The following is a 22238-nucleotide window of genomic DNA, read 5'->3' as shown; positions in this document are numbered from 1 at the left end:
CGCTCTCGAAGTGATACTAAATAGTCGTAGACCGCTCAACAGTATCTCGAGCAAGTCGAAAAGACGCTGAATTCTCCTTAACGGAACGGCGCTGTGTTGTCATCTTTTTTCCCGAGATAGCGGCGAACGTCTAAAAAATTCGATTTCGCAAATTAAAGGCTGACGGTTGATGGACCAGCCCTTCTGGCTCGCTTGATGTAAAGCTCAGCAGCTTTGTCGATGCGCGCAGGAACATATCAACCCGCACTTGGTGGTGCAAGTTTTCCCCCACCCCGCTTCCTAAGCTGCTGCTGGGTAGCAATCAACAGAAGCGCGAGGTGGACTATGACAGCGCCTGCAGAAGCAAATGCGGCTGCAACGGCTTGCCCAAGTGCTCATCAAAGCCGGCGGCAAGGGCTCGCTCGCGGTCCTGAGGCCTGGCGAACGCTGTGAGAGCGACAGCGCGCAGCCTGGGCCTGCCGGCAGCGGCCTCCAGCTCGCGCACCTTGGTGACAAGCTCGTACCCGTCGCGGCCCGGAAGACCAATGTCGCTCACGAACAGGTCAGGCCAAGCGCTTTCGAATTGGGCGATGGCCGCCTCGTAGCTATCGGCCACGCGCACCTTCGCCCCTTCATCCGAAAGCACGATGCTCAGCATCTCGCTGGTATCGGCGTTGTCATCCACGACAAGGACGTCCTTGTCCTGAAGCAGGCGGGATTCCCGGCTGTGTGGCGCAGTCCGCTCGTGGTCGGAAGCGGCTTGCGCCTCTTCGTACGCGACCAGAAGCCGCGCGGTCATGGTGGTGCCATGCCCGGGCCCTTGGCTGGCCGCAGAAATCGTTCCGCCGTGCAGGTCCACCAAGTGCTTGACGATGGACAGACCGAGGCCCAGCCCGCCGTGGGCCCGGTTTCCCGGAGCGCCGCTCTGCGTGAACCTCTGGAACAGAAAGGGTACGAACGCAGCTTCGATTCCCGCACCGTGGTCCTGTACCACCAGCGTCAATTCATCCAGGTTGCGCAGCAGCCGCACCTGCACCGAGCCGCCTTGTTCGGAGAACTTGATGGCATTGGTCACCAGATTCCAGACGATTTGCTGAAAGCGCGTCACATCGAGCCAAGCAGGCTCATCTGTGTCGCCGCATTCCACCTCCAGAGTGATCTGCCGGGACTGCGCTAAGTCGCGCACCGCATCGATCGAGACGCGCGCGAGCTCACAAGGGTCGGCCCATTCACGGTGCAGCCGCAGCTTGCCGGACGCAATCCGCGAAACATCCAGAATGTCCGAGATGATCCGCCCCTGCGCCTTGGCGCCGCGCTCGATGGCGTCAATACCGCGCGCCAGCGTCTCGGGCTTGGTGTTGGGGCGCTTGAGCATGTGCACCCAGCCTGTGATGAGCGTAAGCGGCGTGCGCAGCTCGTGCGACAGCACGGCTACGAAGTCATCCTTGGTGCGGCTGTGTCGCTCGGCCAGTACCCGGGCTGCCTGCTCGCGCTCCAGCAATTCTTCGCGCCGGCGTTCGAAGTCGATACGTTCAGACAGGTCCGTGGCAATGCCAATTCGCAGGTCGGGCTCCACGTGGTCGGACATGCTCCAGTCGAGCAACACTTCCTTTCCATCCCCCCGGATCAGCGGAAACTCGCCCTTCCAGTCTGCGGTGGACCCGCTCTCCATACAACCTTGCACGAAGGACTGCCACGCAACGGGGGCCAGCGAAGTCACGGTCTGGCCAATGAGATCACCGCGCAGGCGTTGCAGTAGCGCCTCTGCCGCAGGGTTCAGGTCGGCGAATCGGCCGACTGCATCGATGAGCATCATGGCCACGGGTGCCTGGTCGTAGATGGCGCGGAACCGCGTCTCGCTGCGGCGAAGCTTTTCTTCCGCCGTGCGTGCGCGGATCAGCGCCTGCAGCGTGGCCACCATCAGCGCGGGCTCTGCCGGGTGCACCATGTAGGCATCGGCCCCGGCATTGAGGCCAGCCACCTTGTGTTCGCTTTGCACGAAGGTGGCGGACAGGTGGATGATGGGGGTCAGCTCGGTTTTGGCGTCCGCTCGCAGCACGCGGCAGACTTCGAAGCCATCCATGTCGGGCAGATGCACGTCCAACACCACGGCAGAAATATCGCGCTGCGCTGCCGAAATAGCCGCAGAGCCAGTTCCCGCCTCTTCGGTCTGGAATCCAGCGGCCCGTATCACCCGCGCCGTAGCGTAGCGAGTCACGGGGTTGTCATCGACCACCAGCACCGTGTACAGGCTGCGGTCTATGGTCGGCGAGATCATGGCGGAGGTGGGCATGGATCAGCTCGCGATGTCATCCTTGCCGGCAGGCATCTGGACGGGAACGATGACGGAGAACACCGAGCCCTCGCCCACCACACTCTGCACCAATACGCGGCCACCCAGCAGCCCGGCCAGTTGCTTGGATAGCGCGAGGCCCAGGCCCGTGCCGCGGAGGCGTTTCTGAATGGGCGCATTCACCTGCGAGAAGTCGTTGAACAGGCTGTCCAGGTGCTCTGGCGCGATGCCGATGCCCGTATCGGCCACGGAGAAACATACCATGCCCTCTCCGTCAAGGGTTGCCGACACGCGGACCTCGCCGCGCGCCGTGAACTTGAGCGCGTTGGAGATGAAGTTGCGCAATATTTGCGACAGCTTGCGGTCGTCGGTGTACAGGCGCGGCAGACCCGCAGGCTCCTCAAACACCAAGTTTAGATCGTCATTGTCCAAAAGAGGCTTGAACATGCCACGCAGCGCGGAGAACAAGTCCATCATCTCGAACCAGGCGGGAGAAACGTCGAGCCGCCCGGCCTCGATCTTGGCCAGATCCAGCAGGTCGTCCACCATGTGCGAGAACTCCTCGCAGGTGCTCTGGATGAAGCGCACCTGGCGCTCCTGTTCGGCCGTGAGAGGGCCGTCCACATGGTCCAGCAGCAACCGCGCAATGCTCAAGGTGGCGCCGATGGGCGTGCGGAACTCATGGCTCATGTACGACAAGAAACGGCTCTTGAGCTGGGTTGCATGGCGCAGTTGCTCAGCCTGCTCATCCAGCTCCGCGTACAAGGCCACGACGCCTCGGTTGGTCTCTTCCAGCTCGGCCCGCAGGGCCTCGACCTCGGCCTGGCTCTGCGCCAACTGAGCTCTCACGTCGTCGTCAGTCAAGGGTGTCTCCCTGTTTGATCACCAGTACGGTGGCATCGTCGCGCCCGCGCGTCTGGCCCCACAGCAAAGCGGCGGCGATCAAAGTGGCATCGCGCTGCAGCATCGGAACCACCTCGTCGGACTTCCACCGTGATGCGATGCCGTCCGAATGCACGATGGCCAGCGCATGCTCGGGGAGCTCCTGCAACGCAACCTCTGCCTTGCGTACCTGTACGCCCACCGTACCGTGCTGCGTAACCATGGAACGGTCGAATACGCCCGAAACGATTCGCCCCATCACATTGCCTGCGCCCGCATATTGCAACTGTGGCGAAGCGCCGTCCATCCGCAGCGCGAACACTGCGGCTCCACGGGTTGTCTGCAGGCCTATGTGCGCATCCTTCACGAAAATGTCGAGGGGCGCAAAGGGGTCGGCGGCAAACACGTCCAGCGTCCCATCGGCGGCAAGTGCCGCATGCGGCCCGTGCCCCAAGCCATCGGCTACGACGGCTGCCATCCTGTGCGCATCGAGTGCAACAGCCCAGCCATCGCCGCACACCGTCTCGCCCGGCGCAGCGACGCTCACCGCGCCCCAGCGCCGCGCTTGTGCCGCCTGCCCGGCCGCGCGCACACGCACCAGACACACGGTGCCCTGGGGCGTGGAATGAATGTCGAAGGCGCTGGCCATGCGGCGTATGGCCCCCAGGCCGGTGCCCGGTGAGCCCGACCCGGTGGAGACGCCGTCCTGGCTGCAACGCTGCACATCCACCATGCCTGGTCCTTTATCGAGTGCAATGATCTCCACTTCCTGCCACCCAGGCTGAAAGGCGATCCACAGCTGTCCCTGTGCAGCATGCCGGACGAGGTTGGTGCCGAGCTCCGTGGTGATGATGGACAGGCGACCGACATCCACATCGCTCCAGCCCCAGTCCTCCACAACCCGCGCACAAAAGCGCCTTGCCTCACCCACGCAACTGGCGTCCGTCATGGGAATCGGCCGGTGGCTCCACCCGCGGATCACTTCCACTTGGTGATGCTCACGCGAGTGCCCTGGCCGGGAGCCGAGTCGACAACAAAGTCGCTCACCAGCCTCTTGCTGCCAGGCAGGCCCAGGCCCATTCCGGACCCAGAGGTCCAGCCGTCCGTCATCGCCAGCTTGAGATCGGCAATCCCAGGGCCTTCGTCTTCAAAATGCAGCGTCAGGCCAGTCTTGGCACCGGCTTCGGTCACCTCCCACCGCATTCGGCCGCCGCCGCCGTGGATGAGTGTGTTGCGCGATAGTTCGCTCGCGGCTGTGATCATTTTGGTCTGCTCCACCAGGGAGAACTTGAGCAACTGGCACAGTGAACGCACCGCCTGCCGGCTGGCCACGATGTGCTGCTCTGTTTCCAGCGGCAACATGCCGGTGCGTTCAATCGACAAAGCCACTCTCCCGGCGTGCGCACTCCAGCAGCGCAAGACCCCGCTCCACATTAAGGGCGGTTTTTACGCCCTCCAGCGACAAGCCCAGCTCCACCAGCGTGATGGCCACTGCGGGTTGCATGCCCACCACCACCGTGGTGGCCGACAGGATCCGCGCTATGCCCGAAATGCTGGCCAGCATGCGGCCCACGAAGGAGTCCACGATTTCGAGGGCCGAGATGTCGATCATCACGCCGCTGGCGCCCGTTTTAGCGATGCGGTCGGCGAGGTCGTCCTGCAGCGCCAAGGCGGTCTGATCCTGCATGTCTACCTGGATAGTGACCAGCAGCGTTGCGCCCATGCGCAGGATTGGTATGCGTTCCATGCCAGATACCGGTCAGGCGGCCTGGCGGGCAATGCGCCAGCCGGTGCGCTGCAGCGCCAGAGCCAGTGCATCGGCCAGCGATGCCTTGGTGCTGATGCCCTGCAGGTCGATTCCCAGGTGCACGATGGTCTGCGCGATCTGTGGCCTGATGCCGCTGATGATGCAGTCCGCCCCCATGAGACGTATCGCTGTGACGGTCTTGAGCAGGTGCTGCGCCACCAGAGTGTCCACCGTGGGCACGCCGGTGATGTCGATGATGGCGAGCTCGGAGCCCGTCTCCACGATCTTCTGCAGCAGGGTCTCCATCACAATCTGGGTGCGGTTGCTGTCGAGCGTACCGATCATGGGGACGGCCAGCACGCCCTCCCAGAGCTTGACGACGGGCGTGGACAGCTCCAGCAGTTCTTCTTGTTGGCGCGTAATGATCTCTTCGCGAGCACGCTGAAAGGTGGTCGCTGTGAACTGCGCCATGCTGTCCACCAGTGTCGTCATTGCCCAGAATGCCGAGGCAATCTGGGTGCCATCGGCGCCCGTCAATTGCTGCTGCAGGGCAGAGAGCAGCGGCTTTTTGAGCGCCAGCACGAAAACGCTCGTTTCACCGGCACTTTGACCTTGCGCCGCACTGGATCGCGACAGGCTGGCGAGAATTTGCTGCAGTGACGACCACTTGGGATCTGTGAAGGAGTCGATGCTGGCCCCGTCGCCCAAAGCGCGTGCCATGGCAGAGGCCAACTCTGTCGCATCGGCAGCTGCCGAGCGTGGAAGCCCTGCATTGCGGGAACGAGCCTCATCGATCCACTCTTTGATCAATGCATCCCTATTGCTGTCCTGTAGCGCGTCAAGGATCGGGGTTGTCAGTAGTGTCATAAAACTCTCGACATGAAAAAATCGTCTCCACCAGCACGCGCTGGAAGGCTTGTAATCATTGTAGGAGTGCCTATCGTGCCGCTTGCTGGAAGTTCGCTCAACCGATTGATGTCGCGGCGTTGTCCTACGCGGTCACGGGTGCAAGGCCCCGTGCCGTCTAACAGGCGTTGTTGCTAGGCGACCAGATTCAAGCTGTACTGGGCCCAGACATCACCTTGTCCGGCGTCATGGGTGTGCTGCGCAACCGCCGGCCCGTGGCATGGAAAATAGCGTTGCACACGGCGGCAGCGACGCCCACGAGGCCGATCTCGCCCACGCCCTTGGCCCCCAGACGGCTCACCACACGGTCGTCCTCTTCGACGAACATCACGTCGATGTCGTGGATGTCCGCCTGCACGGGGATGTGGTACTCGGCGAAGCTGTGATTCATGAAGCGGCCGAGCGTGTGGTCGGAATGTGCTTCCTCGTGCAGCGCTTGGCTGATGCCCCAGACAACCCCGCCGTAGATCTGGCTGCGCGCCGTCTTGGCGTTGATGATGCGGCCTGCCGCGATGGCACTGACGACGCGCGTCACGCGAACGGTGCCCAGGGCTTCGTCCACCCGCACCTCGCAGAAAACCGCCGAGTGCGTCGCTCGCGCGAACTTGCGCTGCTTGAGGATGTGGGGGAGCATGAGGTACTTTTCTTCGATAGGCTCGCCTCCGGTGGTGGCGAGCACATCCGCCAAAGCCAGCCGGGTGCTCGCCACCCCTTTGAGGCGCATGGCGCCGCGAGCAAACCTTACGTCTGCGAAGCGCGCTTTTGCAAAGGGCGAGCCTTTCATCTTGCGGGCCAGCTTGAACAATGCCTTCTGCAGCTTTTCGCACACGCCCTCCACCGCTGAGCCCACCGTTGCCACATGCGAGGACCCGCCCTCCACCGGCGCCACCGGCAGCGTGGAGTCGCCCAGCCGGAAAGTGACCTTATCCAACGGAAGGCCCATGGCCGCAGCAGCGATCTGCGCCATCACCGTGTAGGTGCCGGTGCCGATGTCGCTAGCGGCGCTGCTTACTTCCAGGCGGCCGTCGGGATGCAGCACAGCACGCGCCCGCGCGAACATCTGCATGGCATCCCAGATGCCGGTGGCCATTCCCCAGCCCACCAACTCGTGCCCTTCGCGCATGGAGCGCGGCTCCAGGGGACGGGCCGCCCAGCCAAAGCGATCGGCACCCTGGGTGTAGCAGGCCTTGAGCTCCTTGGAGGAGTACGGCAGATCGGCGGATTCGTCGCGTTCTCCATAGTTGACCAGGCGCATGGCCAGCGGATCCATCTTGAGCGCATAGGAGAGCTCGTCCATGGCAACCTCCAGGGCGTGCACCCCGTGGGCGGCGCCCGGTGCCCGCATGTCCATAGGACTGTAGCGGTCGAGATCGACCAGACCGTAAGCCAGCCGCACGTTCTCGCAAGGGTAAAGCTGGCCCGACCAGGTGACGACCGTTTCGGCATAGTCCTCCAGGCGTGAGGTTTCGGCCACGGCCTCGTGGATCACGGCCTGCAGCTTGCCATCCAGGCCTGCAGCGAGCTTTACCCGCTGCCAAGTCTCGGGCCGGTGGCCGAAGGTGAACATCTGCTGGCGCGTGAGGACCAAGCGCACCGAGCACTGGGTGTGCAGCGACGCCATCACTGCCAGGATCAGGTTGTATTGCGGGCGCAAGCCCGAGCCGAAGGCGCCGCCGACGAAAGCGTTCTTCACCGTAACCTTGTCCTTGCCCAGCCCGAAAACGCGCGACACCACCCAGCGGCTGTTCTGGGAGCCTTGCGTTTTGTCGTGGATGGTGAGGTGGCCATCCTCGCCGCGCAGCACTGTGGTGGCGTGCATCTCCATGGGGTTGTGGTGTTCGACGCCGCTGTAGTACTCTGCCTGCATCTTCACCGGCGCGGCCGCCCATGCAGCATCGGCGTCGCCCTTAGGCTTGGGGGGTGGTGAATAGCCCACCTTGAGCGGGCTGGGCTTGTGGGCGCGGCCCAGGTGGGGCAGCAGGTTCGTCTCGTGCGCTTCTGCTTCATAGCTCACCTGCACCAAGCCAGCCGCGAGGCGGGCTGCCTCGAAGGTGTCTGCAAGCACCATGGCCACCGGTTGGCCGCTGTATAGGATCTTGCTGCTGTGGAAGGGCTTGAACGGCGAGCCGGAAGGCGCCGTCATGTCCTTGTAGAAGATGCCAAGCGACCGCGTCGAAGGCTTGTTGTCGTGGTGAAGGATGTCCTTGACCCCAGGCACGGCCAGTGCGTCGCCAAGCACAAAGCCGGTGATGCGGCCGCGTGCGATGGTGCTGTTGACCACCACGGCATGGAGCATGTCTTTGGCCACGTGGTCCGCGGCGTACAAGGCCTGACCGGTCACCTTGGCCCGGGCGTCAGTCCGGGAGATTGCATCGCCCTTAGAGACATAGCCCGTACCTGGCTCGGCCATGGGCTGCTGGTTGTTGTGCGTGTGGGTGTGATTGCGCGGCTTCATGCTACAACGCCTTCCAGCCCACTGCCGGGGATGATGGTTGTCTGGCCTCTCACCGCCATCTCCAGTGCTCGCGCTGCGGCGCGGCGCGCCATGGGTATCTTGAATGCGTTGCTCCCCGGTCCTTGACCGTGTGGCCTGGCGCCCTCTGTGAGCACGGCGGCGGCCTTTTCGAAGGCCGCCGGTTCGGGCCATTCGCCCACCAACAACTCCTCCGCGCGAGCACTGCGCCAGGGCTTATGGGCAACGCCACCCAATGCCAGTCGCGCAGCCCCGATACGGCCGGCCGCGTCCAGTTGCAGCGCGGCGGCCACCGACACCAGGGCGAAGGCATAGGACGCACGTTCTCGGATCTTGAGGTAGGCACAGTGGCGGACGAACTGCGGTGCTGGCGGAAGTTCGATGTGGGTGACGAACTCGCCGGGCGCCAGCGTGGTGTCGATCTCGGGACGATCGCCGGGAAGGCGGTGAAACTCGGCGAATGCGATGCGCCGGTGCCCGCTGTTCGACTCCACATGCACTGTCGCCTCCAGTGCTGCCAGTGCGACGCACATATCGGACGGGTGAGTGGCGATGCATTGGTCGCTTGCGCCTAGGATGGCATGCTGGCGCGCCAGGTTGCTAACGGCTGGGCAGCCGCTGCCCGGCTCGCGCTTGTTGCACGGGACGCCCGTGTCGTAGAAGTAGTAGCAACGAGTGCGCTGCAGCAGATTGCCGCCATTGCTGGCCATGTTGCGGATCTGCGGGGAAGCGCCCGCGAGGATTGCCGCCGTGAGCAACGGGTACTCGTCGCGTATAAGCGGATGGTAGGCGGTGGCGGCATTACGGGCCAGCGCGCCCAGCAGCAGCCCACCCGCCTGAGTGCGATCTATGGTGTGCAACCCCGTGGCGTTGACGTCAATCAGGTGGGCAGGCCGGGCCACCCCCTCCTTCATCAGATCCAACAGATTGGTGCCGCCCGCGATGAAGCTCCCTTGCACACCCGCACGGACAGCGCTGGCGGGGTCCTTGGCCGCTGTGTAAGTGAACTCGTTCATGCCAGCTTTCCGTTGGCCAGGACCACCTCGCTCACCGCGTCCAGGATCTGCACGTAGGCGCCGCAGCGGCACAGGTTTCCGCTCATCAGCTCGCGTACGTCTTCGCGCGTTCGTGCCCTGCCCTCGCCCATCAACCCTATTGCTGAGCACAGCTGTCCCGGTGTGCAGTAGCCACACTGAAATGCATCGTGCTGCATGAAGGCTTGCTGCAAAGGATGAAGGTCATGCCCTTTGGCCAGCCCTTCGACCGTGGTCACGGCACATCCATTGCGCATGACCGCCAACGTCAGGCAGGAGTTGATGCGCACCCCGTCCACCAAGACAGTACAAGCGCCGCATTGCCCATGATCACACCCTTTTTTTACGCCTGTGATTTCAAGCCGGTCGCGCAAAAGATCGAGCAATGTGACGAAAGGCTCAATGTCAAGTCTGTGACTGTGTCCATTGACTAGGAGGGAGATCGTGTGAGGCATTTAAGGGATATTTCTCGTTCGCGAGGCCGCGTGCAATTCGGCCTTCGGACAGGTTTTAAAGTCCGCTTGCCCGCCCCCCTGTGGGACAACAGCCCGTCTATCCGCAGCGGTCAAAAGGCTCGGAGGGGTTGGAGCCCTTCCACAAAAGAGGCAGAAATTGCGTGCTGCTCCAAACAACACGTAAGACTCGGCCCCCCCGAGGCAAGCGCAGTTTGTCGCAGGATAAATCTGATGCTCGCACTCACCCTCCGCCATATGGGTCGGTACAGTTGCTGGGTCAGTCCCGTGCACAAACTCATGAAATTCCTGGGTATGCGCTCAATCGATTGTCCTGCCGCCACATTGCACTGAGCCCACCACCGGACCGACAGATTCGTGGATGTAGTACTGGTCGGAATTCTTCTGAACGAACACAGGGGTCAATGAAGGGGACATTGCCCTCAATGCAGATGCCCACTACCAAGGCACCCAGATGGCGACCATGAGAAAAGCAACCACCACGATAACGACGATCATCGTGCGATTGGTGGCAACGCGGTTCTTGCTTGTGGATGTAGGGACTGCGCCGGGGGGCTTGTGGGGAGACATTACGCTGCTCCAAATAATTGATATGCCGCAGGTTAGATGTTGCAGTAGTCACACTTCGTCGGACAGTTGCTCGTACTTTGTTCCTCGTAGGCACCTCATCGCCAGCAACCGCCTCGTCTCGAAGCGCCAACGCGCAGCGATTCTCGCGTTCAGGCAGCGGCGCAGCATGTCTGTGAATGCCACCGGCGATAGGCACTGACATTTGAGAAACTCGAAGCACTTTCTGTGTTCGCCCCCTACGCTCCAGCCAGCTTCTTCATCGCTCTTTCGACGGACTGCCGCTTCCTCCAAAGGCCTGCCCACGGATCGTCTTGCTGAAAACTCAGATACTCTCGCGCGGTCGCAATCGTCCACTGCGCGCCGCCCTTAAGCTCCTTGAGCTGCTCCCAACCCACCGGCATTGAAATCCCCATCCCGGGCCGCGAGCGCGCTGAGAACGCGCAAGCCGTGGTCTGCCCATGGCCGTTGCGCAGGTAGTCGATGAAGATTTTCCCGACGCGATTCTTGCCACCCATGACAGCGACGAACCGGTTGGGGATCACCCGCGCCATGTGCTTGACTACCGCTTGCGAGAACGCTTTCACTTCTGTGTAGTCGCGCTTCGGTGTGATGGGCACCACCACGTGCAGACCCTTGCCGCCGCTGGTCTTGAGCCAGCTCTCCAGCCCCAGCTCGGCGAGCATCACGCGGGTAAGCTGCGCCGCCTCCTGCAGCATCGGCCAGGTGACGCCTTCGCCAGGATCGAGGTCGAGCACGAACCGGTCCGGCTGATTAATACGCGCGACCTTGGAGTTCCAGGTGTGGAACTCAATCACGTTCATCTGCGCTGCCGCAATCAGCGCGTCGGCGGAGTTCACCGCCAATAGCGCCTCGTGCCCGGGCCACAGGGCGGGGTCCAGCTCCGTGAGCCCCGGCATCTTGCTTTCCGGGTGCTTCTGAAAAAACAGTTGCCCCGTGATCCCGGCCGGCGCCCTGACCAGCGATGTCGGCCGATCCTTGAGGTGGGGCAACATCCACTCGGCAACGCTCTCGTAGTAGCGCACAAGATCAATCTTGCGCAATCCCGTGCTGGGGTCAATCACCCGGTCAGGATGGGTGATCTTGACCTTGGAGATCGAGGGCGCTGCCTTGGACTTTGTCGCAAGAGGTGCAAGCGCTGAGGCGGCTGGATTCTTCGCGCGCTCGCGGACGATCATCTTCGCCGGCTTGTCCGTGCGTATACCTCGAAACACCGCGTGCCGAATGCGTTTATCAGGTGTCCATTCCCCAAAGGCCACCTCAACCACGAGGGAGGGACTCACCCACCGCTCGACACCGACCTTTCGCTTTGACCACCGACCTGGCTTGAACTCGATCGCGTCCAGAGGCGGATCCGCAACTTCGAGCTTCACCAATCGGGCGTGCAGGTCGGCCGCCGTCGAGGAATCCCAGCCAGTGCCGACGGATCCGGCCGCCACAAGGTTTCCCTGCTCGTGATAGCCCAGAAGCAGACTTCCCACCTCTTTGATGGCGCCGGTGCGGTTGGTGAAGCCGAGCACGACGAACTCCTGCCGGTGCTGGCACTTGAGCTTCATCCAGCTGTCGGTCCTCCCAGATACATATGGTGCGTCCGCCCGCTTGATGATCAGGCCCTCCAGACCCATATCGCAAGCGGCACCCAGCAGCTGGGAGGGTGCCACCTCGAAAGCCTGGCTGCACCGGACGGTGCTGCTCTCGCGTTTGTCGAAGAGCTCCTGGAGCAGCTGCCGCCGCGCTGCGAGCGGTACGCCGCGCAGATCGTGGTCACCCAGGTAGGGTACGTCGAACACGAACATCACGATGTCCCGCGTGCGAGCGTTGTCAATCGCGTTCTGCAGCCGGTTGAAGTCTGGAATACCTGCGTCGTTGAGGACCACGATTTCCCCATCCAGCCAAGCGCGATTCAGGCCAAGCTCGGCAATGCCATCGGCCACCTGCTGCAGCTTCTCAGTCCAATCATTGCCGTTGCGCGTGTAGAGCCGAACCTCGTCTTCCACACGCGCAAGAATGCGATAGCCGTCAAACTTGGTCTCGATGATCCAGTCGCCCTCGGGAACCGACGACACCAGCGTGGCGAGTTGCGGGTCCAGTTTGGCAGGAAGGCGGGATTTTCTAGCGTTCGCCAGCGGTTGAGATGTGGTGCCAAGGGCGGATGCCGTCGTGCCAACGACCGGCTCACGTTCCTCTGCGAGTCCGAGCGGCATCTCGACCACGCTGTCCGGCAGCGCGGTGATGACGTCGTACTCCGTGCTCGGCCGTGCCCAGGCGTCGCCCCGCTTCTTGAAGAGCATCCACTGGTCTTGCTTTTTCTCGCCAGGCTTCGAGATGCGCACGAGTTCCCACAGGCCCGCAAGCTTTTGGCCGTGGAGGTGGAACACTATCTTGCCCCTGGCCAACCCGTTGCGAGGATCGCCCACGGGCTCCCACGTTCCGCGGTCCCAGATGATGACCTTGCCGGCACCGTACTCGCCTTTCGGAATACTCCCCTCGAAGGTGTTGTAGTCGATGGGGTGGTCCTCGACATGGATGGCCATGGACTTGACCTTGGGGTCGAACGATAGCCCTTTGGGCACCGCCCAGCTCACCATCACGCCGTTCATCTCCAGCCGGAAGTCGTAGTGCAGGCGGGACGCCCAGTGCTTCTGAATCACAAACTGAAAGGGTTCCGCCGCGCCCTTTTCACGACGATGGGGTTTCACAGCAGCGCCGGCAGGTTCGGAAGTCTTCGTGAAATCGCGCTTGGCCTTGTACTGTGCAAGCGGTTCAGCAGTGGATGCTGGTTCGGCCTTCGCCGTCCGCTCCGCATTCTTCGTGGCAAGCGATTTCTTGGCAGCTGTGGCCGACGTGCGCGCCGCTCGTGCTTTCTCGAAAGCGATCTCCGCCCACACTGGGGCATGGTCGCTCGGACTTTCCTTACCGCGCTCCTCGCGGTCCACTCCCGCGTCTTGGAGCTTCAGCGAGTGCCCAACCAAGATGTGGTCGATGCGTAGCCCGGCGTCGCGCTCCCATCGCTTACGGCGGTAGTCCCAGAACGTAAACGGAGTCTTTTTGCGATGCAGCTTGCCGACGGCATCCGCCCACCCTTGCGACAGGATGCTGGCAAAGGCGGCGCGCGCCTCAGGCTGCAGCAGTGCGTCATCGCGCCAGGTGTCGGCCTTGTAGATATCCGCGTCCGTGGGCACCACGTTCCAGTCGCCCAACAGCACGACAGGATGCCCGGAATGCCAGAGCTCCTCTGTGCGGCGGCGCAGCCGCTCGAACCATCGAAGTTTGTAGTCGAACTTGGGACCCGGTTGGGGATTGCCGTTGGGCAGGTACAGGCAGGCAAACAAGATGCCATTGATGGCCGCTTCCAGGTAGCGCGCCTCCTTGTCTGCCGGGTCACCAGGCAAGGCAGTGACGATGGGCAGCGGGTCCGCAGCGCGGCTCAGAATGGCAACGCCGTTCCAGGTGCGCTGCCCAACCACTAGGCTGCTGTACCCCGCCTCCTGCAGTGCGGCGGTCGGAAAATCAGCCGTCGGGCATTTGATTTCCTGCAACGCGACAACATCCGGCTGCGCGCGTTGCAGCCAGCTCACCAGCAGGGCTATGCGCTTGTTGACGTTGTTGATGTTCCACGTCGCGACGCGCACAGTTTCACCGGATGCCTTTCAGGTGTTCCTCGACCGCGGCGGCATCGTTGCCCACGGCGCGGACCGCGGCTTCTAGTTGCTCCGGCGTCACGTTGAACTTCTTGGCCCAGTCGCGAACCTCGTACTCTTGGGAAAGGCTGATGCGCTTGCGGTCCTGGCCGCCGGATTGGGTTTTGTCGTCGGACATTTCGTGCTCCTGGAGTGGAAAAAGATCAAGCAGCTTTGCGCGCGGTACTGGATTTGCGCGCGGCAGGCTTGGCGGGTGCCTTCTTGGCGGAAGTTTTGGTGGAGGCCTTGCTCGCCTTCTTGGCAGGGGCTTTTGCAGCCGACTTGTTGCTGGGCTTTTCGCCGCCTTTGAGGCTGCGCTGCAGCAGCGCGGTGAGGTCGATGACATCGGCGGACTGAGGTGCTTCCTCTTCCGGTTCCAGCACGGTCTTACCTTCCCCTGCTTTGGCCTTTTTCTCGACCAGCTTCATGACCTGGATGCGGAATTCGTCCTTGAAGTCGGCGGGGTTCCACTTTCCGGACATTTCTTCGATGAGTTGAGTGGCCATTTTGAGTTCGGCTGCGCTCACGGATTTGCGGCCCTCCGCAGGGAGGTCGAGGCTGTCCAGAGTCTTGACCTCATCGCCCCAGCGCAGCAAAGACAGCACCAGCGCTGGTCCGGAAGGCACAAGTGCGGCCAAGTGCTGCTTGGTCGCGATCACCACCTTGGCGAGGCCGATTTTTCCAGTGGAAATCAGTGCTTCCCTCAGGAGGGCGTAGACCTTGTCGCTCTTGTTGACGGGCGCGACGTAATATGGGCGCTCCAGAAACACAAACGGCAATTCGTTGGTTTCGATGAACCGCTCGATGGTGATGGTCTGCGTGGTCTTGGGAAAGACGGCTTCGATTTCTTCGGGGCTGATGATGACGTACTTATCGTCCTCGTACTCCACGCCTTTGACGATGTTCTCTTTGGTGATCTCGCGGCCGGTGCGCTTGTTTACGCGCTTGTAGCCCACCGGGTCCATGCTGCGCTTATCCAGCCAGTCGAAGTCCACGCCCTCTTGCGTGGCCGCAGTGTGCAGGCCGACAGGAATGTGAACCAATCCGAAAGTGATGGCACCCTTCCAGAGGGTGCGGCTGCCAGTGGCCATGGGGTTCTCCGCAGTTGTCTGCGCAAAGTTTGGGCGCGTCAGCTGTCCCAGCATGTAGGCAGCGGCTTACCGCCGCCGTAGGTTTCGGCACATTCCTGGTTACGTGGTTTCATTCATACCCTCAGGCATGGCCGACCCACTACGCCTTCTTGCCATTCACGTCGCAGAGCCCGACCCTGGGAAATTTGAATGGGTGATTACGGAGCGCGTCAACGACCAGTGGATCGAGATCGAGCGCGCCGAGGACGGATACAAAACCTACAAGGCCGCTATGGCCAGCGGGCTGGTAGCGTTGGAAGAGATGGTCTCCGACCTGGATGTGGGACCGCGAAAGGTCGCTGAGCGGGCCGACGGGCTGCCGACCCCACCGGAAGGCACGGTTCAGCCAGCGCCATCTGATGCAGAGGATGCTGCCTCGCCCAAGGGCAGGCCCAAGAAAGCTGCCTACTTTGGATTCGGCCCTATCCGATAGCCTCAAAAAACCTGCAAAACGGCCCGCACAAGCGGGCCATAACACTGACGCCGCCGCCTGGTTCACCGGCAAAGCCATCGATCCGGATCAGGTTCGGCGAGGATGTGGCCGGTTTGCAAAACCGCTGCGAGTCCTGGGCCCTGGGCCGGCTGCAGATAGCCGAGTGAATTGAAGGTGTATTGCGGAGAGCCTTTTGCGCGGCCCCGCCCGGGGCCGCGATTGCGCGCTACGAATTTAGATGGCGCTGCGTGCCACCGCTGCATGAGCTGTTTTCAAGGTCTCGGCCGGCACATATACTGTAAATAAATACAGTATTTTGGCCTCGCCTAAACCATGTCTGCCGCCGCCTTGTCTTCCCACGCCTTTAATACAGGCGACCTCCCACGGCACATTGCCGAGGCGGTGTGGCGCGGCGCTGAAGTTGGCAAACCGGTTTCGCGGACGGTGTCTTCTGGCTTTACCGAGCTGGACAAAGAGCTTCCGGGCGGGGGGTGGCCCACACACAGTTTGACTGAACTGCTCATGCCTCAGGCGGCGCTTTGTGAATGGCGCCTTCTCGGCCGCGCGCTCCCGGCGCTCATGGCTGAAGGCGGGCGGGTGTACCTGATCGCACCACCCAAACAGCCGCACGTGGGTGGGCTGGAACAACTTGGCATCTCTGCGGAACAAGTGGTCTGGATTCATACAACTACACCCGTGGACCGCCTCTGGGTCACGGAGCAGATCGTCAAGTCCGATCCTGCGGGAGCCATTCTTTCATGGCTGCCTCAGGCACGGCCGGAGCAAATCCGCCGCTTGCAGATTCATGCCCAGTCGTGTGATGCACCGGTGTTTCTTTTCCGCCCCGTCGCTGCAATACACGACACGTCTCCGGCGCCGCTGCGGGTTGCTGTGGCTCTGGCTGATGGCTGGCAACTGGAGGTGCGCATTCCCAAGCGCAGGGGGGCATCGCTGGATGATGCCTTGTACCTTGCCGCGATGCCAGGAAACCTGGAGGCCGTCATCCCGCCCCGGCTCAAGACCGTGCCAGCACGTTCAGCCGCTTTTTTTCGCGAGGAGGCCACCGATGCATGGGCATTGGGCCGCGTTGCTCCCCATCCCTCTGCCGGCCAGCCCGTCTCCCATTGATGCGACATCCCTCGGAATCTGGGCGCTGCAGTTCACTCCTCGGGTGGCTTTGCTGGAAGATTTCGTCGTCGCAGAGGTATCGGGAAGTGCGCGTCTGTTCGGCGGCATGGAGACGCTGCATCGACTCATCGAAGCAGGCGCTGAGGAGCTCGGTGCCCGCGTAGCGTGGGCACCCACAGGCACCTCCGCCCTGGCCTTGGTACGCCATGCGTCGTCGAATGGGCCCTGTGATGGTTTTCAACATCCCTTAGCCAAGATGTTGGACCCGTTGCCACTGGAAGTGCTCACGGCCGTAGGTCTGCACAAGCCTACGCTGGCGCGTGTGGGTTGCCGCACCTTGGGCGACGTGCGCAATTTGCCACGGGGCGGCCTGGGCCGCCGGTTCGACAAGGGTCTGCTCTTGGCTTTGGACCAAGCGTACGGTCTCCGACCTGAGGTCTACGAGTGGCTCACAGTCCCCGAGAGTTTTCACGCACGGCTGGAACTGATGTCGCGGGTCGAGACCGCCCCGGCTCTGCTGTTCGGAGCGCGGCGACTGTTGGTCCAGATGGCTGGGTGGCTGGCAGCGCGGCGAATGGGAGCTACGGCCTTCACGCTCAGGTGGTGCCACGATGTCATGCGGTCCAAGGATGCCGGCACCGGCGGTGAACTCACCGTACGCACGGCGCGACCCACGCAGAACGTCGAGCACTTCGCTCGGCTGCTGGCCGAGCACCTGGCCAAGGTCCAGCTCGCAGCGCCCGCTGGCGATATCGAACTGCTCGCCACGGAAGTCCTGCCTATCGTGGAAGAGAGCCGCTCGCTCATTCCAGAGACCTTGCGCAAAAGCGGAAGCACGGATCTAGCCCTGGAGCGCATCCAGGCACGGCTGGGCGACACCAGTGTGCGCCGCCCGGTCTTGGCCGCTGACCACCGCCTGGAGTGGATGCAGAGCTGGCAATGTGAGGCACCACGCAAGATGGCGGCATCCCTATATGAACTGCCCTTGCCCAGTTGGGTCTTGGATGAGCCCTTGCGCCTCATCGAACGCGACAACCGTCCGTATTACCAAGGCCCTCTGCAGCTCCTACTAGGGCCGGACCGCATCGAGGGGGGCTGGTGGCACCGGAGCACCGATGGAGCCGATGCCGAGCCACTGAATGTGCAGCGAGACTATTGGTTGGCCCTCAGCCCACATGCCGGTGTGCTGTGGGTATTCCAGCAGCGCTTGGCGCGGGACCAGACCGCTTGGTTCCTCCACGGGCACTTTGCGTGAGGCCGGTATGTTGAGCCGTCCACCCCGAACGCTGCCGGAATACGTGGAACTGCGGTGTGTCTCGAATTTCACTTTCTTGCGTGGGGCTAGTGCGCCCGACGAATTGGTGGAGCGCGCCAAGGAACTGGGCTACCAGGGGCTGGCGATCACGGATGAGTGTTCCATGGCGGGGGTGGTGCGCGCGCACGTGGCTGCCAAGGCGGTGGGCTTGCCGCTGTTGCTTGGATCACAGTTTTGCATCCAGCCCAGAGACGATTCAGAGGCAACCTTCACATTGGTCGTGCTGGCTCAGAACCTGAACGGGTACGGCAACTTGTGCGCTTTCATCACCAGACTGAGGCGCTCCTCAGAGAAGGGGACATACCGCCTCACGCTGGACCAAATCACTGGCTCGGAGCTGGAGGACTGCGCGGTCCTGCTGTGCCCGGATCGCAAAACCACTGATGCGCAGCTTGAAGCGGCTGGGCTCTGGACGCTGAACAACTTCACTGGGAGATGCTGGATCGGTGTGGATCAAGTGCGGAGGCTCGACGATGAACTCTGGCTGCACCGCATGCGCCAATTGTCCGAGCTCACGGCCCTGCCGCTGGTGGCAGTCGGCGATGTCCACATGCATGTGCGCTCTCGAAAACCTTTGCAGGATGTGCTTACAGCGACCCGGGTGGGCAAGCCGCTCACGGAGTGCGGGCATGCATTGCAGCGCAGCGCGGAGCTGCACCTGCGCACCCGGCTTCGCCTGGCGCAGACGTTCCCGGCTGAGCTGCTGGCGGAGACGTTGAAGGTTGCGGCCCGGTGCAGTTTCAGTTTGGATGAGTTGAAATACCAATACCCGGACGAGGTGGTGCCGGCTGGGCATACGGCGGCGAGCCACCTGCGCCAAGTGACCTACGAAGGGGCTGGCCGGCGGTGGCCCGCAGGCATACCGGCCAAGGTGCAGGGGCAGATCGAACAAGAGCTGTCGCTGATTTGCGAGCTGCACTACGAGCACTACTTCCTCACCGTCTACGACATCGTGGCCTTTGCACGTTCCCGGCACATCCTCTGTCAGGGGCGTGGGTCTGCGGCCAACAGCGTGGTCTGCTACTGCCTGGGCGTCACAGAGGTGGACCCGGCGCGGATGTCAGTGCTGTTCGAGCGTTTCATCTCAAAGGAGCGCAACGAGCCACCTGACATCGACATTGATTTCGAGCACCAGCGCCGTGAAGAGGTGATTCAGTATCTGTACCAGAAGTACGGCCGGGATCGCGCGGCCCTCACGGCCACGGTGATCAGCTACCGACCGAAGTCGGCGATCCGGGATGTGGGCAAGGCACTGGGTTTCGACTTGGAAACGGTGGACGCTATCGCCAAGGGCCAGCAATGGTTTGACGGTGCGGACGTGCGGCTGGAGCGGTTTGACGAGCTGGGCATGTCCACGAACAACTTGCAGGTGCGCCAGCTCATCGTGATCGCCAGCCAGCTGATTGGGTTTCCGAGGCACTTGTCGCAGCACACGGGCGGTTTCGTTCTCACCAAGGGATTGCTCTGCCGTATGGTGCCAGTCGAGAACGCCTCCATGCCGGACCGAACGGTGATCGAGTGGGACAAAGATGACCTCGACGCTGCGGGCCTCTTGAAAGTGGATGTCCTCGCTCTGGGCATGTTGTCCGCCATACGTCGGGCGCTGGACATGATCAGCGAGCGGAGCGGCTACCAGTTCGGCATGCAGGACATCCCGGCCGAAGACCCGGATACCTACGACATGGTCTGCAAGGCGGACACCATCGGCGTGTTCCAGATCGAGAGCCGGGCGCAGATGAGCATGCTGCCGAGGCTGAAGCCTCGCTGCTTCTACGACCTGGTGGTCGAGGTGGCCATCGTGCGGCCCGGTCCCATCCAGGGCGGCATGGTGCATCCCTACTTGAACCGCCGCCAGGGCAAGGAGCCTGTGACGTATCCGAGCGAAGCGCTCAAGACTGCCCTGGGGCGGACCCTGGGCGTGCCGGTGTTCCAGGAGCAGGTGATGCAGATCTCGATCTTGGCAGCCGGTTTCACACCCGGCGAGGCCGACGGCTTGCGGCGGGCGATGGCGGCGTGGAAGCGAAAGGGCGGCCTCGGCAAGTACTACAGCAAGATCGTCGATGGCATGACCGCGCGTGGGTACGAGCGCGCTTTCGCGGAGCAGATCTTTGAGCAGATCAAGGGGTTCTCGGAATACGGGTTTCCGGAGAGCCATGCGGCCAGCTTTGCTTTGCTGGTCTATGCCTCGTGCTGGATCAAGCGGCACGAGCCTGCAGCGTTTCTTGCGGCACTGCTGAACTCCCAACCCATGGGGTTCTACAGCCCAAGTCAGCTGGTGCAGGACGCGAAGCGCCATGGTGTGGAGGTGCGGCCGGTGGATGTGATGTACAGCGGTGTGGAGTCCTCGCTGGAGGACCTACCGAATACACCTGCTGTGCGTCTGGGCCTGCACATGGTCCGCGGGCTGCGGACCGATAGCGCAGAGCGCATCGTGCTTGCTCGACGCAAAAGTCCATTCGACAACGCCGAGGAACTGGCCCGCAGAGCACGGCTAGAACAGCATGAGATGAAGCTGCTGGCGGCCGCCGGAGCGCTGGCCACGTTGTCCGGCCATCGGCGCCAGCAAGTGTGGGATGCCGCCGCCCTGCACGCGCCGCCCGAACTGCTGCTGGAGGCGCCAGTGGATGAGGAGTTTCTGGAACTGCCTGCAGCACCGGAGGGTGAAGACGTGCTCTGGGACTACGCCTCTGTTGGTCTTACCTTGCGCTCCCACCCCATGGCACTGCTGCGCAAGAAACTCGACAAGTACAAGCTCAAAACGTCAGAGGAGCTGCGGCGCGTCGCTGATGGGCGGATCGTGCGAACGGCAGGCATCGTGACACTGCGCCAGCAGCCGGAGACGGCCAAGGGGACCATATTTGTGTCGTTGGAGGACGAGCACGGGTCGACGCAGGTGATCTGCTGGCGGCATGTCAAGGAGGCACAGCGGGAGGTGCTGCTGGGGTCGCGGCTCATGGCGGTAAAGGGGCGGTGGCAGCGCGAGGGGGATGTGTGCAACCTGATCGCAGAGCGACTTGCCGATCTGTCTCCCATGCTGGGGCGGCTTGCGACCGAGAGCCGGGATTTCCGTTAGGAGAGGCGGGATGACCCAGGCGACTTTGTTTGACGAAGGGCCGATCAAGTCCTCCATCGAGGGACTGGTCTACGAGCCTGAGTTCCTGAGCCCTGACGAAGAGAAGGAGTTGATCGAAATCATCAAGACCCTGCCGCTGCATGCAGCGCGGTACAAGCAGTACGTGGCCAGGCGACGGGTGGTGAGCTTTGGTGGGTCGTATGACTTCGATGTAAACAGACTGCTGCCTGGTATCCAGCTCGATGGGCGTCTGCATGAGCTGCGGGATCGCGTGGAGGAATGGCTGGGCGTGCCGCCCGGCGATCTGGTCCATGCGCTCGTCGCGGAGTACGAGCCGGGGACGCCGCTGGGGTGGCACCGGGACGTGCCGGATTTTGAGATGATTGTGGGGGTGTCACTAGGTGGGCACGCGACGTTGCGATTCAGGCCGTACCCGGATGCTCCCACTACGCGCAAAGTGGTGCAGTTGGATGTGGCACCGAGATCCATTTACAAGCTCGCAGGGGAAGCGCGGTGGCTCCGACGAGCGAGCTGCGGTGGTCCATTGCCTTCAGGACTCGACGGTTGTGAGCCTCCGGATTCCGAAATACCCCGAGAGACTGCTATGCAGCGGTTGCTGTCATTCGCATATCGGTCACGAATGAGTACTATCGGCCAGAAGCGGTCGTTCAACTCTCGGACTCGGCACGAAGTTCAGTATGTTTGAAGTCACCTCAGGGATACTTGCGATCGCCCGAGCCGAGCTATCGGCGGGCCGTCCATCAATCGCCTTGCGAGCAATTGCACGACGTTTTCAGCTTGGGCAGACCGATGTCGCATGGGTCGCCGCAGAGGCATTTGAGAACATCGCGACGCCTGAAATTCAAGCCATTTGGAACTGGGATCTGTCGGCAGTCGGTAAAGGGCACTCTGACGATGAGCTGGACGGCCTTTTGAGCCATCTTGTTGTTCGACAGCAGTAAGCTCGTAGGCGGCATTCGGCCAGGAGCCGTCGCTGATGGAATCAAGAAGCAGACATTCAACGTTTGACATGAGAGGCACGACCCGGCTCGCAGGGGCGAGTCCTCTCGATGAAAGGGTTGGGCGGCATTTTGCGACAGGTGT

At 62.4% G+C, this 22238-nt stretch carries 18 protein-coding genes; 6 read left to right on the top strand and 12 right to left on the bottom strand.

All coding sequences use genetic code 11. The annotated features are described in order from the left end of the window. Positions 1 to 322 precede the first annotated feature (322 nt). From KW835_RS16460 to KW835_RS16405, 12 genes are all read right to left on the bottom strand, one after another. The gene (locus tag KW835_RS16460; RefSeq protein ID WP_218384288.1) at positions 323 to 2272 is read right to left on the bottom strand and encodes a response regulator; all 1950 of its coding nucleotides are present in this window, start codon (positions 2270 to 2272) and stop codon (positions 323 to 325) included. Positions 2273 to 2275: 3 nt separating this feature from the next. Further along, complete coding sequence (locus KW835_RS16455; RefSeq protein ID WP_218384286.1) at positions 2276 to 3136, bottom strand: sensor histidine kinase KdpD; 861 nt, start codon at positions 3134 to 3136, stop codon at positions 2276 to 2278. Then, on the bottom strand, positions 3129 to 4103 hold the full coding sequence (locus KW835_RS16450; RefSeq protein ID WP_218384285.1) for an ATP-binding protein: 975 nt from the start codon (positions 4101 to 4103) through the stop codon (positions 3129 to 3131). Before KW835_RS16450 ends, KW835_RS16455 begins: the two co-directional genes overlap by 8 nt. 29 nt (positions 4104 to 4132) lie before the next feature. Then, positions 4133 to 4588 (bottom strand): anti-sigma regulatory factor, encoded by a 456-nt coding sequence (locus tag KW835_RS16445; protein WP_370633638.1) that lies wholly within the window; start codon positions 4586 to 4588, stop codon positions 4133 to 4135. After that, positions 4527 to 4901 carry an STAS domain-containing protein gene (locus KW835_RS16440; protein ID WP_218384281.1) on the bottom strand — a complete coding sequence of 125 codons (375 nt, stop codon included), beginning with the start codon at positions 4899 to 4901 and terminating at the stop codon, positions 4527 to 4529. The genes KW835_RS16445 and KW835_RS16440 overlap by 62 nt, the downstream gene beginning before the upstream one ends. Positions 4902 to 4913: 12 nt before the next feature. Then, positions 4914 to 5768, bottom strand: a complete 855-nt coding sequence (locus KW835_RS16435) for an STAS domain-containing protein (RefSeq protein WP_218384279.1) — start codon at positions 5766 to 5768, stop codon at positions 4914 to 4916. Between the two features lie 187 nt (positions 5769 to 5955). Further along, the gene (locus KW835_RS16430; RefSeq protein WP_218384277.1) at positions 5956 to 8262 is read right to left on the bottom strand and encodes a xanthine dehydrogenase family protein molybdopterin-binding subunit; all 2307 of its coding nucleotides are present in this window, start codon (positions 8260 to 8262) and stop codon (positions 5956 to 5958) included. Next, entirely contained in the window at positions 8259 to 9296 is a 1038-nt protein-coding gene (locus tag KW835_RS16425) for a xanthine dehydrogenase family protein subunit M (RefSeq protein ID WP_218384276.1), read from the bottom strand. The genes KW835_RS16430 and KW835_RS16425 overlap by 4 nt, the downstream gene beginning before the upstream one ends. After that, positions 9293 to 9769, bottom strand: a complete 477-nt coding sequence (locus KW835_RS16420; protein ID WP_218384274.1) for a (2Fe-2S)-binding protein — start codon at positions 9767 to 9769, stop codon at positions 9293 to 9295. Before KW835_RS16420 ends, KW835_RS16425 begins: the two co-directional genes overlap by 4 nt. An 824-nt stretch (positions 9770 to 10593) precedes the next feature. Then, positions 10594 to 14007, bottom strand: coding sequence for a DNA ligase D (gene ligD, locus KW835_RS16415; RefSeq protein WP_218384272.1), 3414 nt, complete (start codon positions 14005 to 14007; stop codon positions 10594 to 10596). Between the two features lie 4 nt (positions 14008 to 14011). Continuing rightward, entirely contained in the window at positions 14012 to 14194 is a 183-nt protein-coding gene (locus tag KW835_RS16410; RefSeq protein ID WP_218384270.1) for a DUF3606 domain-containing protein, read from the bottom strand. Between the two features lie 25 nt (positions 14195 to 14219). Next, positions 14220 to 15146, bottom strand: a complete 927-nt coding sequence (locus KW835_RS16405; RefSeq protein ID WP_218384268.1) for a Ku protein — start codon at positions 15144 to 15146, stop codon at positions 14220 to 14222. A 127-nt stretch (positions 15147 to 15273) separates the two neighbouring features. Between KW835_RS16405 and KW835_RS16400 the strand changes: the two genes are divergently transcribed. From KW835_RS16400 to KW835_RS16375, 6 genes are all read left to right on the top strand, one after another. Beyond that, the gene (locus tag KW835_RS16400; RefSeq protein WP_218384266.1) at positions 15274 to 15618 is read left to right on the top strand and encodes a hypothetical protein; all 345 of its coding nucleotides are present in this window, start codon (positions 15274 to 15276) and stop codon (positions 15616 to 15618) included. A gap of 333 nt (positions 15619 to 15951) precedes the next feature. Then, complete coding sequence (gene imuA, locus KW835_RS16395) at positions 15952 to 16746, top strand: translesion DNA synthesis-associated protein ImuA (protein ID WP_218384264.1); 795 nt, start codon at positions 15952 to 15954, stop codon at positions 16744 to 16746. Between the two features lie 43 nt (positions 16747 to 16789). Then, positions 16790 to 18001 (top strand): DNA polymerase Y family protein, encoded by a 1212-nt coding sequence (locus tag KW835_RS16390; RefSeq protein WP_339385431.1) that lies wholly within the window; start codon positions 16790 to 16792, stop codon positions 17999 to 18001. 7 nt (positions 18002 to 18008) lie between these two features. After that, positions 18009 to 21134, top strand: a complete 3126-nt coding sequence (locus KW835_RS16385; protein ID WP_218384260.1) for an error-prone DNA polymerase — start codon at positions 18009 to 18011, stop codon at positions 21132 to 21134. 10 nt (positions 21135 to 21144) lie between these two features. Continuing rightward, entirely contained in the window at positions 21145 to 21840 is a 696-nt protein-coding gene (locus tag KW835_RS26875) for a 2OG-Fe(II) oxygenase (RefSeq protein WP_255593593.1), read from the top strand. After that, the gene (locus KW835_RS16375) at positions 21833 to 22096 is read left to right on the top strand and encodes a hypothetical protein (RefSeq protein ID WP_218384251.1); all 264 of its coding nucleotides are present in this window, start codon (positions 21833 to 21835) and stop codon (positions 22094 to 22096) included. The genes KW835_RS26875 and KW835_RS16375 overlap by 8 nt, the downstream gene beginning before the upstream one ends. Positions 22097 to 22238: the final 142 nt, after the last annotated feature.

Source organism: Acidovorax sp. sic0104 (assembly GCF_019219095.1).
In the GTDB taxonomy this organism is placed as follows: Bacteria; Pseudomonadota; Gammaproteobacteria; order Burkholderiales; family Burkholderiaceae_C; genus Acidovorax.
Note: the sequence above shows the minus strand (reverse complement) of the source record. Positions and strands in the feature narration are given on the sequence as shown.